A 15,985-nucleotide genomic window follows, 5' to 3' on the forward strand; every position below is an offset into this window, starting at 1 on the left:
AGATGAGAATAATGAGTAAATTCAATAATATCATGGAAACCATCCAAATGATTGAAAAAGAAAAACTAGATATTCGAACGATTACAATGGGAATCTCTTTATTGGACTGTTGTGATTTTGATGGAAAAAAATCAAGAGAAAAAATTTATGATAAAATTACTAGCTATGCAGAAAATTTAGTAAAAATAGGAGAAGATATTGAAACAGAATATGGAATACCTATTATAAACAAAAGGATATCTGTAACACCAATTTCATTAGTTGCACAAACATGTTGTGATAAAAGTTATGTAGCATTTGCAAAAACACTTGATGATGCAGCTAAAGCTGTAGGGGTAAATTTTATTGGAGGCTTTTCAGCCCTTGTGCAAAAGGGATATTCAAAGGGAGATAGAATCCTTATAGATTCAATTCCTGAAGCACTTACTATTACAGAAAGGGTATGCTCTTCTGTAAATATTGGAGATACAAAATCAGGAATAAATATGGATGCAGTACGTCATATGGGAAAAATAATTAAAGATACAGCTTATCTTACAAGAGATAAAGATAGTATTGGATGTGCAAAATTTGTAGTATTTGCCAATGCTGTAGAAGATAATCCTTTCATGGCAGGAGCATTTCATGGTGTTGGAGAAGCTGAATCTATTATAAATGTAGGTGTTAGTGGTCCTGGCGTTGTAAAGGCAGCCCTTGAAAAAGTAAAAGGTGAAAGCTTTGATGTTGTTGCAGAAACTATAAAAAGAACTGCATTTAAAATAACAAGAGTTGGACAACTAGTAGCTAAAGAAGCAGCAAAGAGACTAAATGTTCCATTTGGGATACTGGATTTATCCCTTGCTCCAACCCCTGCTGTAGGTGATAGTGTAGCAAGGATTCTAGAAGAAATAGGCATTGAAAGCTGTGGAGGTCATGGAACTACAGCAGCTTTGGCACTTTTAAACGATGCTGTAAAAAAAGGAGGTATTATGGCATCTTCTCATGTAGGTGGACTAAGTGGTGCATTTATTCCTGTAAGTGAAGATGAAGGAATGATTAATGCTGTAAACTGTGGTTCACTGAATATTGAAAAATTAGAAGCTATGACATGCGTATGTTCCGTTGGGCTTGATATGATAGCAATACCTGGAGATACTCCTGATACAACTATATCGGCTATTATAGCAGATGAAGCAGCAATTGGAGTTATCAATCACAAAACAACTGCTGTACGAATTATTCCTGTTTATGGGAAAGATGTTGGTGATACAGCAGAATTTGGAGGTCTTTTAGGAAGAGCACCCATTATACCTGTAAGCAAATTTAGTAGTGCTGATTTTGTAAATAGAGGAGGAAGAATTCCAGCTCCTGTCCATAGCTTTAAAAATTAATTATAAAAAGGCAGATGATTTTCATCTGCCTTATGCTTGCATGTGATTTACTTTTACTCCCTCTAATCCATTTAATTCGTCCATCATGTTTTGGATTCTAGCCATATCAGACCTTAAGTTTAAGGTAATCAATCCATGATTGACTTCATCAGGATCATGAATTCCAAATCTTCCAAGAATCAAATCACCATTTTTCGTAAGAATCTCTTGCATACGAGGAGCAGAATCTGTTCTGTGATCTACTCTTATGCTCATAACACTTAAATGATCCATCTTTCATCCTCCTATTTCTTTTTCTTTAAGTATTTTAGACAAGACCTAAAAAATATATACACATAAAGTAATTTTATTATCTTATAAAGTATCGTATACTATTATTAGGAGAATAGACAAGCAATATCAACTATGACATTAGGCAGGTGATAATAATGAATCTTAATATGATTCAATCTAAATTTCAAAGTAGAAACTCTTCTCCTGAAGGAGAATATGAGCGTTTTTCTGTTTTAGTACCTATTGTTAAAGTGAAAGATCAACTTGAACTTTTATTTGAAGTTCGTTCTAAAAGTTTAAAAGTTCAACCAAGAGAAATATGTTTTCCAGGAGGAAAACTAGAAAAAAATGAATCCATCAAACAATGTGCAATTAGAGAAACCTGCGAGGAATTAAATATTTCTCCAGAAAAAATTCAAATTTTTGGTCCTCTAGATTTTTTAGTTTTGCCATATAATCTAATACTTTATCCTTTCTTAGGAACAATTTCTAATATCAATATTCATAATATATCTTTTAACAAAGATGAAGTATCAGAAATTTTTACAGTTCCTATAGATTTTTTCATAAAAAACAAACCACAAGAGCATCATATCTATCTTAACGCTAACATACCTGAAGATTTTCCATATCATTTAATTCCAAGTGGAAAAAATTATAGCTGGAAAACAGGAAAGTATCCAGTTTTATTCTATAAATATAAAAACTACGTTATATGGGGAATAACTGCAAGGATTATCAAAAATCTTATTTCCATAATAAAAGATCAGTAAAAACAAATATTCGTGTAAAGATTTTTCTCATTACACGAATATTTAATATGTTTTATAAATAAATAACATGGATACCTGAAAAATTTTTTAATTTTTCTATTTCTCTTTTTTGACAAGTAAACATCACCACTTGATGCTCTTTGGCATATTGGTATAAATATCTTAAAACAGCATCTAATCGTTTATCATCATATTGAACAAATGCATCATCTATTATCAAAGGAATAGTCTTTTCTTCTCCAATAATTAACTTAGCAATACCTATTCTTAAAGCAAAATAAATCTGATCCCAAGTACCATTGCTAAAGTATGCTATATCTTTGATTTGATCTTCCTTTGAATCTATAATTTTCACTTCATAATCCTCAGAGATTTTTAATGCATCATACTTATTTTTTGTTATTTCCCTTAAAATATCTCCTACCACTTTATTAAGTTTTAGTCCAAAACTTTTTTGTATTTCTTTAAAGGAATCCTGCAATGTTTCAATAGCAATATCTAATGAAGCTAGTACATCTTCATAATTCCCTATCTTTTCTTTGATTCTCTCCATTTCTTCTTCTAATTCTGCAATATTTTTTCTACCATAAAATCTAGTTTGTACCCTATGCTCTAGATCCTTAATTTCTTTTTCTAACGTAATAAGCTTTTGTACTTCCTCTTTCAATAAAGCTTCTATACTTTCTTCATCAATTATTTCCTCTAATTCTTCTGTAAAACTTTTAAACGCTTTTTTCATATTTTCAAAATCTCGCCCTTGTAACAAGGATTGGTAAATATCTTCTAAAGTAAAAATTTGTCTTTCGATTTCTATTTTTTTATTTAACAATTCCTGAAAATGCTTAAGTATTGGATCTATTTGCTCTATTTCAATGTTTCCTTTATAAAAAGGCCGTAATTTCCTCATCATTTCCTTTTTTATATTTTCAAGACTTTCTTTTTGTACTTGAAAAGCTTTCTCTATATTGTTCAATTCTTTTTCCATTTGTTTCATCATTGATGCAACACTTTTTTTCTTTTTAAAACCATAAATAAAAAGCACTATTCCTATTCCAGATAAACCATAGTAATAGGCATTTTTAGTCCATCCTAACAAAAATCCTCCTAGTACGATAAAAATCCCTAAAAACAACACTTTCCATATATTTTTTATATTATCTTTTAAATAATCTTTTTTTTCTTCTATCCTAGCTTCTAAACTCTCTTTATGCACTTTTTTTATATCACAAATATTTTTTTGCTTCATCCACTGAATTTTTTTTGCTTTTATATTCTCAATAAAAACTTCATCTATACAATCATTACCAAATTTTAATTGCTCTATTAAGCTTTCTTTATCTTTTAAGAGCTTCTTTATCTTATTTTTATATTCAATCAGTTTTTTATATTCTTTATATATTCTTAATTGTTTCCATTTCTTTTTTTTTTCTTCTAGCTGATTTATTCTATGTTGCAGCATACGTTTTTGCTCTATTTTTTCATTTAATTGTATTTGATCTTCTAGATTCTCTTCCTGCAGACGGATTCCCTCTCCCCACTCTTCTTGAATTTTTGCATAATCTTCTTTCAGTTTATCTATTTTTCCAGTTTTTCTTGAATGGATTAAGCTTTTCTTTAATTTTTCTAAATGATTTAATGCCTTATAAAAAGAAACATCTTCATCTGCACTATTTTTAAGATTTGTAAGGCGCTTCATAATTTCATCTTCTTTATCTCTTTTTACTTCACTCATTAACTGCCTTATAAATACAGTTTTTTCAAAGCTTTCCTCTCCTAATCCAAAAATACTTATACCAGGTATATCATGGTCAATATGTCCTACCGCTTTTCCTGTAATAGCATCTAATACAATCGATTCATCTTCTCTTCTTTTTTTGCCAAAGGTTCGCTTAATCATATATTCATTTTTATAATCATCTTCAAAATAAAGCTCACCGGATGCTTTTTCTTCACTCCAGGGAAGAAATCTTTTCCTGTCATTTTCCCTGATTTTTTTCTTTTGAGAATTCATCCCGTAAAACATAGCTTTTATAAAAGCTTGTAACGTACTTTTTCCAGCTTCATTTTCTCCATATATAATATTCAATCCATCTTTTAATTCAATATGTAGATTCTTTAATTTCCCAAATCTATTAACATAAAGTTTTTTAATAATCACTCAAAGTTCAACTCCTCATCCTCTAATGCTTTCATTCCTATTTTTAAAGCTTCTAATAATCTTCTCCTCTCCACCTCATCCTTAGCCTCATTTATTTTTCTTCTCATGTTTCTTACAAATATTCCCTTTAGTGAAAATTCTTTTTCTAAAAAATCATAATCTATCTGAATCTGTGTATCATCTATAATTCTTATAAAATAAAAATCTTCTTTTAGCTTTTGCTCTATAACAGAAGAATTTATAGAAAACCCTTTTTCTATTTGTCCAATTAGATGGATTTTATATAGATTTTTACTTTTATCTGTATTGATTTTTTTATGAATCTTTCGAATTATTTCTTCATAAGTACTACAACCATATATATCTACCTTTTCTACAAAATATTTTCTTTTGCATATTTCTTTAAAATTAAGATTGCAATACCCTTTTCCTATCTCTCCAAGTAATACTCCTTTTTCTCCTAGTTCATCAAACCCTCTTCCTTCAAGACATCCACTATAACTATAAAAAGTATTTTCTGCTTTCATTATCCCTAAATGTTTATGGGTATGCCCTAATGCTAAGTAGTCTAACTTAGTATTTCCGATCTGCTTTATTGTAATAGGATTATAAGCACTTGATTGCCCTTTTGATACTATATCCCCATGAAGTACCATAATATTTATATATTTGTCATCTTCTACACAAAAGTTTTCTATCAAAGATTGTCTTTCATAAGGCCTTGAAAAGCCTATTCCATATACACATGTATTAATATTTGGAATAACTACTTTTTCTAAATTTTTATTAAATATATGTACATTAGAAGGCCACTTAATTATAGAATAAAATGATTTATAAGAATAATAATCATGATTTCCTGGAGAAATAAAAACTTTTGTATCTATAATTTCTTTAAATTTTTTATCAATATAATCTAAAGTTGTTTTCGTAACACTTGCATTATCAAACAAATCTCCACTAATCAGTAGAATATCTACGTTTTCTCTTTTAATAAGCTCTATCATTTTTCCAAATGTTTCACGTAAATCCTCTTTTCTATTCTCAGCCTCATTATAGGATAATTCGCGAAAAGGTGTATCAAAATGCAAATCTGCACAATGAATAATTTTTACTTTTTCCATTTGTACGCCTCCTAAAAGTCCTTTATATAAATTCTATCATACAGTTCGTTTAAGTAAAATTCAAAAAAAATAGGCCCCCAAAATGGCGACCTATTTTAACTTTAATCCATCCTCTGTTTGTTCCACTTTATTTTCCTTTAATAATCTTCCTACTGCTCTTTTGAAAGCAGACTTGCTCATTTTTAAATGGTATTTTATTTGTTCAGGAGCACTTTTATCATGAAGTTTTAGAAATCCTCCTTCTTCTTTTATCTTTTCTAAAATAATATCTGCATCTGTTGCCATTTGCTTGTATGCAGCCTTTCTTGTAGATAAATTTAACTTTCCATCTTCTCTAACCTTAGTAATTCTTACTTCTATTTCATCTCCATTTCTTATATCATGAAAATATTCATTTTTAGGTATCAACCCTATGTATTTATTATCTACTGCTACAAAAGCACCTATATCCTTTTTTATCTTATAAACTGTTCCTTTTACTCTATCACCTTGTTTATATGGTGAATCTGTTTTTAGATATTTTTCAACATCTGTAGTGGCACTAAGTCTGTTGCTTTTATCTACGTAAATATAAACTAAATAACTTCTTCCAGACTGTACCTTATATTTTTGTTCTCCAAAAGGTAAAAACAAATCCTTTTCTAATCCCCAATCTAAAAATGCTCCTATTTTCGTAGTCTGAACAACTTTTAAATAAGCAAGTTCCCCTACCTGTGCAAAAGGTTTTTTCCTTGTTGCAATTAAACGATCCTTAGAATCCCTATAAATAAATACATCTAATATATCTCCTACCTTTATATTATCTGGCAATTGATTATTCGGAAGTAGAATATTATCATTAGGGTTATCTGTCATAGCATCTAAATATGCACCTATTTGTACAATGTTTGCTACTTTTAATTTATTAAATTTTCCAACTTCTATCATGTCCTATTTCCACCTTTACTTTTATTGTTTTCTTTAGTTTTTTCTTTTTATAAACTTTTAATCAATTCTACCATATCTTTTAACTTTAGCAAATAAATACATTCTAAACTGTCCATCATAATATATATAGTTTATCCACTATTGAAATGGGTATATAGTATTTACAAGTTTTTACGAACAAAAAGGAGGATATCCATATGAAAGCTTTTGAAATTAAAAATAAAATATACTGGACAGGTGTTTTAGATCCAGAACTTGAAACTTTTGATATTATCATGAAAACACCCTATGGCTCTACTTACAATGCTTACTTTATTGATGACGATAAAAAGGTTTTAATTGATACAGTAAAAGCAAAGTTTAAAAGTGAATTTATTAATAAACTAAAATCATTTGTTGACATAAAGTCTATTGACTATGTCATCATTAATCATACAGAACCAGATCATGCTGGAAGCTTAAAGTACTTATTAGAAATAAATCCAAACATAGAGGTATATTGTACAAAAGCAGCAAGTATATTTTTAAAAGAACAAGTAAATAAAGATTTTAATATTCATATAATTTCTGATGGTGAAGTATTAGATATTGGTAGTCGTAAACTTACTTTCATTACAGCTCCATTCCTTCACTGGTCTGATACTATGTTTGTTTATAGTCAAGATGATAAAACTTTGTTTAGCTGTGATTGCTTTGGCTCTCATTACTGTGGCATAGATTCTAAAGAAGTACAAAAGGATTCATATGCTGATGCACTTAAACATTATTACAATGCTATCATAAAGCCTTTTGCACAACATTACTTAAAAGCTCATGAAAAAATAAAAGATCTTCCTATTGAAATAATTCTTACATCTCATGGTCCAATACTTTCAGAGGATCCTAAGAGAAATTTAAACCTCTACCGTCAGTGGTCTGAACATGAAATATCTACACGTAATCAAAGACAAGTAGCTCTTATTTATCTTTCTGCCTATAAAAATACTGAATTAATGGCTCAAAAAATTAAAGAAGGATTAGAAGCTAATGGTGCAAAAGTAATATTTGTTGATGCAGAAAAAGAAGACCTCTCTGTCCTGCATGAAGTGATCAACACATCAAAGGGTATTATTTTAGGCTCTCCAACTATAAATAAAACTATGATAAAACCTATATGGGATGTATTTTCTATTATTGATCCTATGTCAAATCTCGGTAAAATAGCAGGTGTTTTTGGATCTTACGGTTGGAGTGGTGAAGGGATAAAAATGGCTAATACATTATTAAAACAAATGGGCTTTAAAATACCACTAGAACCTATAGAAAAAAAATTTAGTCCATCAGAAGAAACACTTAAAAAATGTATTGAGTTTGGTAAAAAATTTGCAGAGAATATTTAAATAAAAACCACAAACATACTGTTTGTGGTTAAACCTTCTATAAATTTTTTCTTGCAAAACTTCCTGTAATAGGATAAGAATAATCAATACCATCACATACTCTAATTACTGCAATTACTGGAAAAATCAAACTAGCAATACCTAATATTATTAATAATGGAAAGCCTACTAGTAAAATACATAAAAAGCCAAAAATAGCCCCTAAAATAACTAAACCTATTTGAAATACCAATGCTTCTTTTGCTTGATTTTTTACAAATATATCTTTCGTTAATAACATAATAATAAGTGGGGCAATAATAGGAAATCCTACAATCCATCCTAGGTGGGCTATCCCACACAATAATTTTTGCTCTGTTGTAAGCATAATACACCTCTCCTTATCTAAAACTGCTTTTATTATATCATATAGATAAGCAATATCAACATTTGAAAAGAAAAATATAAACAAGAATTGTTTTATATATTTTATGCAAAAAGGAGGTAAATGGAATGACCATAGCTGCTTTTTTTGATATTGATGGCACTTTATATCGTAATTCCTTGATGGTTGAACACTTTAAGAAACTTGTAAAATACGAAGTACTCGATCCATCTCTATGGCATAGCCATGCAAAAAAGACATATAACGATTGGGATAAAAGACAAGGAAACTATGATGATTATCTTCTTGAAATTGCAAATATTTATATTAAATCTTTGAAAGGACTTAATGAAAAACAAATGGATTTTATTTCAAGTCAAGTAATTCAACTAAAAGGTGATCGAGTATATCGATATACTCGAGAACGGATTCATTGGCATAAAAGCCAAAATCATAGAGTCATATTTATTTCAGGAAGCCCATCATACTTAGTAGAAAAAATGGCAAAAAAATATGCTATAGAAGATTTTAAAGGAACAGAATATTTTACAGATGAATCTGGCAATTATACTGGTGAATTTATGCAAATGTGGGATTCTGAAAACAAACAAAAAGCTATGCTTGCCTTTAAAGAAAAATATCATATTGACATGGAAAATAGTTATGCTTATGGAGACACAAATGGAGATTTCTCTATGTTTCAAATGGTTGGTCATCCTATTGCCATAAATCCAACAAAAGAACTTTTGCAACATATTAAAAATGACGAAAAAGTCAAAGAAAAGATCAGTATTATTGTTGAAAGAAAAGATGTAATCTATAAACTAGATGCTAATGTGGAAATATTTTAGATGAATTATTAAGCATACTTAATACATACTAATACTATAGGATAAAAATAAGGAGGATTTTTATGACGCAAAAAACAAGAAAGGGCATTGTAGGGAAAAAAATTCCCACTACTAATAGCAGAGAAAATGTTGGCGTTGGGATAAGTTTTACAAGCGAGCATGTTTCTGATTCTGAATCCATTGAAAATATTGTAGAAAAGAAAAAAATAAAACAAGGGTTAAGATAAAAGCAAAAAAATTTGGGCACTCTACAGTGCCCATTTCTATAGCATTTTCCCGAACCTGAAAGAAAGGAGTTGCTTTATAAGTATATTATTCTATAATTGTATAAAAATTCCTGCTATTTTTTAAAAACATCTAATCTATTATAAAATTTATTCAATTCCATACTTCCAAAGCTTTTCATATAAACTTGACCTACTAATATTCAAGATTTTAGCAGCTTTTGTTCTATTTCCATTAACTCGTTTTAAACAATCTAGTATTGCTTCTTTTTCTACTTGCTCTAATATATCCTTTAATTCTTTGTCTCCTTTAATTTTCATGCTTCCTTCTTTTTTCCTGATGTGCATCGGTAAATGGCTTACTTGAATTTCTTTTCCATAATCAACCAAATTAATTGCTCTTTCTAAAACATTCTCTAACTCCCTTACATTTCCTGGCCAAGAATAACTTTTTAGATATTTCATAGCTTCTAAAGATACCTTGCTTACATAGTTTCCAACTTGTTCTGATATCTTATTTAACAAGTATTTAATCAGCGGCTCCAAATCCTCTGTACGCTCTCGAAGAGACGGTATATAAATATTCATAACATTTAATCGATAATATAAGTCTTCTCGAAACTCTCCTTTTTCCACCATTTCTTCAAGATTTCTATTCGTTGCAGCAATAATTCTTACATCTAAAGGAATATTTTTTGTTCCTCCTACTCTCTCAACTTCTTTTTCTTGGAGTACTCTTAAAAGCTTTGCTTGCATGCTATGTGGCATATCTCCTATCTCATCAAGAAAAATACTTCCTCCATTTGCTAATTCAAACTTACCTATTTTTCCTCCTCTTTTAGCCCCTGTAAAAGCACCTTCTTCATATCCAAACAATTCAGATTCCAAAAGATCAGCAGGAATTGCTGCACAATTTACTTTAATAAAAGGACCCATTGCTCTATTACTTGAAGCATGAATGGCATGAGCAAATAGTTCTTTACCCGTTCCACTTTCCCCTCTAATAAGTACATTTGAATTGGTATGGGTAGCCTTCTCAGCTAAGTATTTTGTCTCTTTTAAAGCATCACTTACACCAATAATATTATCAAAACTATACTTTGCACCACTAACTTCCTTTAATGCTGCTTTGTAATATTTTAACTCTCTCTCTATTTGATTAATTTTAGAAGCTAAAACATTTACTTCTTGCAAGTCTTTAAACATGATCTTTCCAATTGCACCTACTACTTTTCCTTCTTTATATATAGGTGTTCGCATAACTACAATATTTTTTCCTCTTACCTTCTGCACTTCTCCTATTTCTTCTTTTCCAGTCTTTACAACAATATGCAGCCTAGTCGTATCGATAATTTCTGTAGCATGCTTTCCTATAATATCTTCCTTATTACCTCCTAGAAATTTTGCATATGGATCATTGATCATGGTAATATATCCCTCTTCATCTACTACAATAATTCCTTCATAAGCATTATCAATAATGGTTCTTAAAATTTCTGAAACATTTTTCTCATTTTCCAATTCTTTTGTCACTCTTTTTAGATCCGTAATATCCTGAAAAATGGCTACTGCACCTACAATTTCTTTATCCATAACAATAGGAGTTCTATTGATAATCAATGTCCTACCATTAAAGTTCTCTTTTTTTCCTAATTCTCTTTCTCCAGTTTTTAACACTTCAGGAAGTCTAGAATCAGCAAGAACCTTACACACATGACTTCCTATAGCGTCTTCTGACTTAACTCCCAATATTTTTTCTGCAGAATGATTGTAAACAATAATATCCTCATTTTTGTTAATAGCAATAATCCCATTATACGTTGAATCCAATATGGCATGAAACTCATTAGAAAGATACTGTTTACTATGAAAGTACTCTTTTACAATTTTATCTTTTTGAATCACGCCTTTAAAACGTTGTTCATCATCCACCACGACAATATATTGGTCAATTATAGGAAAAACTTTTTCTATATCATCATTTTCTTTTACCATAACAAATTTATCTTTTATCAGTTCCTCTATGCTGCCAAATGAAAGTTCTTGGTCTAACATAAGATTGTATAAATTATTTTTTGAAATAATGTTTTGAATACGTTGACTCTCATCTACTATAGGAATAAACTCTAAACCACTATCTTTTAATAAAACTGCCACATCCTTTAAACTACATTCTTGCCTAATAGCTAAGGTACTATATGTGGTATAATCCTTTACTTTCATTGGCTGTACCTCCTTAAAGCCTAAAAATGCTAATTTAATAAACCCATTATATCACAATTTTTTTCTCATTTTTATGTTATATATCAAATATAATAATTTCCCTTTATCTCTTTATTGTATTAAATTTGAAAGAAAATATATTGACAATCATTCTCATTTATTATATACTTAATAATATACTCTTAAATTATTTATAATTGTATTTTGATAATGAATTTCATTTTATAATCATATTAATTCTTATATTGATTAAAAGGAGGTAATCCTATGACACTTGATCTAGCAAATAAAGGACAAAAACTAGAAGTTGTAAACATTCCTGATTCATCAATTCGTGCTCAGGCTATACGATTAGGCATATATGAAGGTGCAAGATTAATTTGCTCAGAAAAACTACCTGCAGGTCCTGTAATCCTTCAAAATAGAATGCAGGAAATTGCTATAGGAAGAAATTTAGCAAAAAAAATAACCATCAAATCGATATAATAATCATTGTTGCAATAAGTTGCAGTAAGGAGGTTTTTAAATGAATTGTCATAATCCTATCAGCAGTATGGATATACCAGAGAGAGCAAAAAAAATCGTACTTGCTGGGAATCCAAATGTAGGAAAATCTGTTTTTTTTAACGCATTAACTGGTTTGTATGTAGATGTTTCAAATTTCCCAGGTACAACTGTTGATATTAGTGTAGGAAAATATAAGGATTCTGTCGTTATGGATACTCCTGGAGTATATGGTGTATCCTCTTTTAATGATGAAGAAAGAGTTGCAAGAGATGTTATTTTATTCGCTGATGTTATACTAAATGTTGTAGATGCAGTTCATTTAGAGCGAGACTTATTTTTAACACAACAAATCATTGATATGGGAATTCCTGTTGTAATTGCTTTAAATATGATGGATGAAGTAAAAAGAAATGGTTTAAAAATCGATATAGAAAAGCTTTCTAAAGAATTAGGTGTAGAAATTATTCCAACAACAGCTACTAAAAAAGAAGGTATCGAAGAAGTTAAGGCGGCTTTAGATCGAGCTAAAGTCGGTAATAGAATTCCACAAATAAAGACATTAATGGATAAAGTTATTGATAAAGTTGATATAGAAGCTGAAGCACTTCTTGTTGTTGAAGAAGATGAAAATGTATTATCACGACATAATCTTAAAAATGAATATGGAAAAAGAGACCATATCTATAAGCTAAGAAGGGATCGTGTCGATACAATAGTTGATGCTATTATAACAGAAACAAATGAAGGAGCATCTTTTAAAACAAAACTAGGAAGATGGATGTTAAAGCCTTTGACTGGTATTCCAATTTTATTAGTAGCTTTATACTTAACCTACCAATTAATTGGTGTTTTTGTAGCTCAAACAGTCGTAGGTATAACAGAAGAAATAATAATGGGACAATATTATTATGATTTTATAATGAATATCTTAACAAATTTTGTAAATGAAGGAAGCTTCATCGGCCAATTACTTATTGGAGAATTTGGAATTCTTACTATGGCTCCTATTTACTTATTTGGTTTATTACTTCCTCTTGTTGTTGGATTTTACTTTATCCTTTCTTTTATGGAGGATTCTGGATATTTACCAAGGATTGCTGCTATGGTAGACAGACTGCTTACATTTTTTGGATTGAATGGACGAGCTATTATTCCTATTATTCTTGGTTTTGGCTGTGTAACTATGGCAACAATTACAACCCGTTTATTAGGTTCTAAAAGAGAGCGATTCATTGCTACAATGCTTTTAGGTCTAGCGATTCCATGTTCTGCACAACTTGGTGTAATTGCTGGACTAATCGCTCCCCTTGGTACAAAAATGTTTTTATTATATGCAGTTTCAATTTTTATTGTATTTGTACTAACTGGAACTATTTTAAACAAAATAATGCCTGGAGAATCTACAGATTTATTAATTGATCTTCCACCTATTAGAATGCCTATTTTGAAGAATGTACTTCAAAAGACCTATCTTAAATCAAAAATGTTTATTTTAGAAGCAGGTCCTCTATTTGTTTTAGGTGCTGTTATAATAACCATATTGCAATATACAGGCGCACTAGAAATCATTTCAGATGCATTAGCACCAATTACTGTTGGATTTTTAAAACTTCCTAAAGAAACTGCACAAACATTTATCATGGGAATCATAAGACGTGATTTTGGTGCAGCAGGACTCAATACACTAGCACAGCAAGGTCTTTTAAATCCACTACAAGTAGTTATATCACTCGTTGCTATTACCTTATTTGTACCTTGTATTGCAGCAATTATGGTTATCTTCAAGGAAAGAAGCTGGCAAGAATCTGCCCTTATTTGGATCGGAAGCTTTGTTATATCATTCTTAGCAGCTGGTATTCTTGCCCATATTGTTTTATAGCAAGTAAAATCCCTTGTAATTACAAGGGATTTTTTAATTCTTTCTTATATTCCAATAAATCACAAGTATGAAAATCACAATTCCCATATTAAATAATATAAAAGACCGATAAGAAAAATTTTCTTTTTTTACATAGTTTAATACATTTTCATCTTGATTGTTTATAAAGGTTTTATACTTTTCTTTTATTCCAACAGGCAAATTCATTAATTCCTGTTTTGCCCATATTGTAACCAATTCATTATCATGTTTTACTTTTATAATTTTCATTAATGTATGTATATACCGATCTATATCTCCATTTGTTTTATATAAGATAGCCAACTTATACTGATTTGTATCATGAAGCATTCCATTCATTTTAAAATAATAGGCAGCTTCTTCATATCTTCCCCTTTCCATTAAAATAATTGCTCTGTAATAATCTAAAAAATTTTCCAATTTTAAAGCGTAGCTAGTAACTTCTTCATTTCCATTTTCTTTATAGGATGCTATTTTATCCATATTGGCCAAAGCTTCTTCATAATTTTTTTTCATGTAATTATCATATGCTGCCTTTGCTAAATTCTGCATATGCCACTTTTCTTTATCAAGAGGAGAACATATATTTTCTAATAAGTATTGTTTTTGCTTATCTATAATATCTCTATGATAAATAGTAATGTTTGATGGAACCTTCAAATGGTAAAACTCCAAAATTATTTTTCTTTTCTCTGGAAGTATTTTAACCTTTATGTTTCTATTATTTTTATAGTTTATTAGTTTAAAATCCTCTGGGTTAAAATCTTTATCAAAATATACTGTAACTTTACCATAATCCCCTCTTAAAATATAATCGATAACTTCTCCTCCTATTGAATCATATGTATTATATACCCAGTAATTATTCTCTACTTTATGTACTTCTTTATCAAACGCTATTTCCCAAAAATACCAATACACTTTATCTTTTAATTCTTTTTTTACGAAAATCTTTTTTCCATCAACATATGTTTCAAAATTATATAACTTTTTATTTGTCGGAAATCCTACCCTAACTTTTTCTTCTCCTGTACTTTTTAATATAAATTCACTATGAACATAAGATATTCCATTCTTTACTTTGATTTCTATATTTCCTGACATAATTTGAATAGGTGTATCAAATATTGAATGTACAAATACACTATTATCTGCATATGTTATAATACTAAAAATAAAAATTATGCTTAACAATATAATAAACTTTCTCATTATCTTTCCTCTTTCCTTTTTAATAAAAAAATTATCATTAATCAATAATCCACAATTTTAAGATATTTATAATTTCCTAAAGAATTAAAAAGAGCTCTATAAGTTGAGCTCTTACTTTTATAATTGTGCTGCAAAACACCAGTTTTTATTTTCTTTAATAAATTTTAATTTATAACAACAAGTACCTTCTTCATAAATTTCTACTACATCAATATAAGCAGTATCTTCATCATCATATGTAATATTGGAATAATTTAATTCTTTAAGCTGACCATTTCCTATAATATTTTTCAGTCTATATACAAAAAACTCTTCAGGAATATTTCTTTTATAAATATTACTAGACATTTCATAAATAAGTTTAGCAGCTTCCTTCTTATCAAGCTTTCCCTGTGAAGTTCTTTGAATAATTTCTTTCCAAGTATCTAAAGCCTTTTTTAGATTATCTAGTTTAGAAATATTAATTGGTAATATTTCCTTTTCTATTTTTTGTTCTTTTAAAATATTATTTTCCACATTTTCTTTAATATCTGAATGGTTTTGTATCTTAATACTATCAGAAAGAGAATATCCAACAAATATTCCAAAAACTCCCCCTAGCATAACAAAAGTAAAAAATATAAAAATACCTACAGCTACATTCTTATGATCCATCCTGTCACCTCTTTGTCAGTCAATTGATCATTTTCTTCATATTTTA

The 15,985-nt window shown here is 29.2% G+C and carries 15 protein-coding genes; 7 read left to right on the forward strand and 8 right to left on the reverse strand.

Annotated elements, in window-relative coordinates; genetic code table 11:
• The first annotated feature begins 11 nt into the window (after positions 1 to 11).
• Positions 12 to 1,370 carry a PFL family protein gene (locus tag FQB35_RS11275; protein WP_148809995.1) on the forward strand — a complete coding sequence of 453 codons (1,359 nt, stop codon included), beginning with the start codon at positions 12 to 14 and terminating at the stop codon, positions 1,368 to 1,370.
• Between the two features lie 30 nt (positions 1,371 to 1,400).
• On the opposite strand, the gene FQB35_RS11280 is transcribed toward FQB35_RS11275, so the two are convergent.
• Positions 1,401 to 1,643: a hypothetical protein gene (locus FQB35_RS11280; protein ID WP_148809996.1), complete on the reverse strand. Its 243-nt coding sequence runs from the start codon at positions 1,641 to 1,643 to the stop codon at positions 1,401 to 1,403.
• 155 nt (positions 1,644 to 1,798) lie between these two features.
• Here FQB35_RS11280 and FQB35_RS11285 point away from each other — a divergent pair, with 155 nt between their 5' ends.
• A complete protein-coding gene (locus FQB35_RS11285) occupies positions 1,799 to 2,416 on the forward strand; it encodes an NUDIX hydrolase (protein ID WP_148809997.1) in 618 nt (205 codons plus the stop codon).
• 52 nt (positions 2,417 to 2,468) lie between these two features.
• On the opposite strand, the gene FQB35_RS11290 is transcribed toward FQB35_RS11285, so the two are convergent.
• The 3 genes from FQB35_RS11290 to FQB35_RS11300 form a co-directional block, all read right to left on the reverse strand.
• The gene (locus FQB35_RS11290; RefSeq protein ID WP_148809998.1) at positions 2,469 to 4,574 is read right to left on the reverse strand and encodes an ATP-binding protein; all 2,106 of its coding nucleotides are present in this window, start codon (positions 4,572 to 4,574) and stop codon (positions 2,469 to 2,471) included.
• A complete protein-coding gene (locus tag FQB35_RS11295; protein ID WP_148809999.1) occupies positions 4,571 to 5,698 on the reverse strand; it encodes a metallophosphoesterase family protein in 1,128 nt (375 codons plus the stop codon). The genes FQB35_RS11290 and FQB35_RS11295 overlap by 4 nt, the downstream gene beginning before the upstream one ends.
• Positions 5,699 to 5,788: 90 nt before the next feature.
• Entirely contained in the window at positions 5,789 to 6,625 is an 837-nt protein-coding gene (locus FQB35_RS11300) for a CvfB family protein (RefSeq protein WP_148810000.1), read from the reverse strand.
• 197 nt (positions 6,626 to 6,822) lie between these two features.
• Here FQB35_RS11300 and FQB35_RS11305 point away from each other — a divergent pair, with 197 nt between their 5' ends.
• Positions 6,823 to 8,004: an FprA family A-type flavoprotein gene (locus FQB35_RS11305; RefSeq protein WP_148810001.1), complete on the forward strand. Its 1,182-nt coding sequence runs from the start codon at positions 6,823 to 6,825 to the stop codon at positions 8,002 to 8,004.
• 37 nt (positions 8,005 to 8,041) lie between these two features.
• Here the strand turns inward: FQB35_RS11305 and FQB35_RS11310 are convergent, their stop codons facing one another.
• Positions 8,042 to 8,371 carry a DUF4870 domain-containing protein gene (locus tag FQB35_RS11310; protein ID WP_148810834.1) on the reverse strand — a complete coding sequence of 110 codons (330 nt, stop codon included), beginning with the start codon at positions 8,369 to 8,371 and terminating at the stop codon, positions 8,042 to 8,044.
• Positions 8,372 to 8,496: 125 nt separating this feature from the next.
• Between FQB35_RS11310 and FQB35_RS11315 the strand changes: the two genes are divergently transcribed.
• Positions 8,497 to 9,219 (forward strand): HAD family hydrolase, encoded by a 723-nt coding sequence (locus FQB35_RS11315; RefSeq protein WP_148810002.1) that lies wholly within the window; start codon positions 8,497 to 8,499, stop codon positions 9,217 to 9,219.
• A gap of 62 nt (positions 9,220 to 9,281) precedes the next feature.
• On the forward strand, positions 9,282 to 9,446 hold the full coding sequence (locus FQB35_RS15925; RefSeq protein ID WP_168198330.1) for a hypothetical protein: 165 nt from the start codon (positions 9,282 to 9,284) through the stop codon (positions 9,444 to 9,446).
• Between the two features lie 147 nt (positions 9,447 to 9,593).
• Here FQB35_RS15925 and FQB35_RS11320 read toward each other — a convergent pair whose 3' ends face one another.
• Positions 9,594 to 11,666: a sigma 54-interacting transcriptional regulator gene (locus tag FQB35_RS11320; RefSeq protein WP_148810003.1), complete on the reverse strand. Its 2,073-nt coding sequence runs from the start codon at positions 11,664 to 11,666 to the stop codon at positions 9,594 to 9,596.
• Positions 11,667 to 11,933: 267 nt separating this feature from the next.
• Here FQB35_RS11320 and FQB35_RS11325 point away from each other — a divergent pair, with 267 nt between their 5' ends.
• Together FQB35_RS11325 and feoB are read left to right on the forward strand one after the other, a co-directional pair.
• Positions 11,934 to 12,152 (forward strand): FeoA family protein, encoded by a 219-nt coding sequence (locus FQB35_RS11325; RefSeq protein ID WP_148810004.1) that lies wholly within the window; start codon positions 11,934 to 11,936, stop codon positions 12,150 to 12,152.
• Between the two features lie 40 nt (positions 12,153 to 12,192).
• Positions 12,193 to 14,052 carry a ferrous iron transport protein B gene (feoB, locus tag FQB35_RS11330; RefSeq protein ID WP_148810005.1) on the forward strand — a complete coding sequence of 620 codons (1,860 nt, stop codon included), beginning with the start codon at positions 12,193 to 12,195 and terminating at the stop codon, positions 14,050 to 14,052.
• 33 nt (positions 14,053 to 14,085) lie between these two features.
• Here the strand turns inward: feoB and FQB35_RS11335 are convergent, their stop codons facing one another.
• On the reverse strand, positions 14,086 to 15,285 hold the full coding sequence (locus FQB35_RS11335; protein ID WP_148810006.1) for a tetratricopeptide repeat protein: 1,200 nt from the start codon (positions 15,283 to 15,285) through the stop codon (positions 14,086 to 14,088).
• A gap of 117 nt (positions 15,286 to 15,402) precedes the next feature.
• Complete coding sequence (locus FQB35_RS11340; protein ID WP_148810007.1) at positions 15,403 to 15,939, reverse strand: hypothetical protein; 537 nt, start codon at positions 15,937 to 15,939, stop codon at positions 15,403 to 15,405.
• Between the last annotated feature and the right edge of the window lie 46 nt (positions 15,940 to 15,985).

It is taken from the genome of Crassaminicella thermophila, from assembly GCF_008152325.1.
Classification (GTDB): Bacteria; Bacillota; Clostridia; order Peptostreptococcales; family Thermotaleaceae; genus Crassaminicella_A; species Crassaminicella_A thermophila.

Excerpts from the sequence above, each read along its gene's own strand:
- feoB (WP_148810005.1), top strand. The coding sequence starts at position 12,193 with ATGAATTGTCATAATCCTATCAGCAGTATGGATATACCAGAGAGAGCA.
- FQB35_RS11280 (WP_148809996.1), bottom strand. The coding sequence starts at position 1,643 with ATGGATCATTTAAGTGTTATGAGCATAAGAGTAGATCACAGAACAGAT.
- FQB35_RS11325 (WP_148810004.1), top strand. The coding sequence starts at position 11,934 with ATGACACTTGATCTAGCAAATAAAGGACAAAAACTAGAAGTTGTAAAC.
- FQB35_RS15925 (WP_168198330.1), top strand. The coding sequence starts at position 9,282 with ATGACGCAAAAAACAAGAAAGGGCATTGTAGGGAAAAAAATTCCCACT.
- FQB35_RS11340 (WP_148810007.1), bottom strand. The coding sequence starts at position 15,939 with ATGGATCATAAGAATGTAGCTGTAGGTATTTTTATATTTTTTACTTTT.
- FQB35_RS11285 (WP_148809997.1), top strand. The coding sequence starts at position 1,799 with ATGAATCTTAATATGATTCAATCTAAATTTCAAAGTAGAAACTCTTCT.
- FQB35_RS11315 (WP_148810002.1), top strand. The coding sequence starts at position 8,497 with ATGACCATAGCTGCTTTTTTTGATATTGATGGCACTTTATATCGTAAT.
- FQB35_RS11335 (WP_148810006.1), bottom strand. The coding sequence starts at position 15,285 with ATGAGAAAGTTTATTATATTGTTAAGCATAATTTTTATTTTTAGTATT.
- FQB35_RS11300 (WP_148810000.1), bottom strand. The coding sequence starts at position 6,625 with ATGATAGAAGTTGGAAAATTTAATAAATTAAAAGTAGCAAACATTGTA.
- FQB35_RS11320 (WP_148810003.1), bottom strand. The coding sequence starts at position 11,666 with ATGAAAGTAAAGGATTATACCACATATAGTACCTTAGCTATTAGGCAA.
- FQB35_RS11275 (WP_148809995.1), top strand. The coding sequence starts at position 12 with ATGAGTAAATTCAATAATATCATGGAAACCATCCAAATGATTGAAAAA.
- FQB35_RS11305 (WP_148810001.1), top strand. The coding sequence starts at position 6,823 with ATGAAAGCTTTTGAAATTAAAAATAAAATATACTGGACAGGTGTTTTA.
- FQB35_RS11295 (WP_148809999.1), bottom strand. The coding sequence starts at position 5,698 with ATGGAAAAAGTAAAAATTATTCATTGTGCAGATTTGCATTTTGATACA.
- FQB35_RS11310 (WP_148810834.1), bottom strand. The coding sequence starts at position 8,371 with ATGCTTACAACAGAGCAAAAATTATTGTGTGGGATAGCCCACCTAGGA.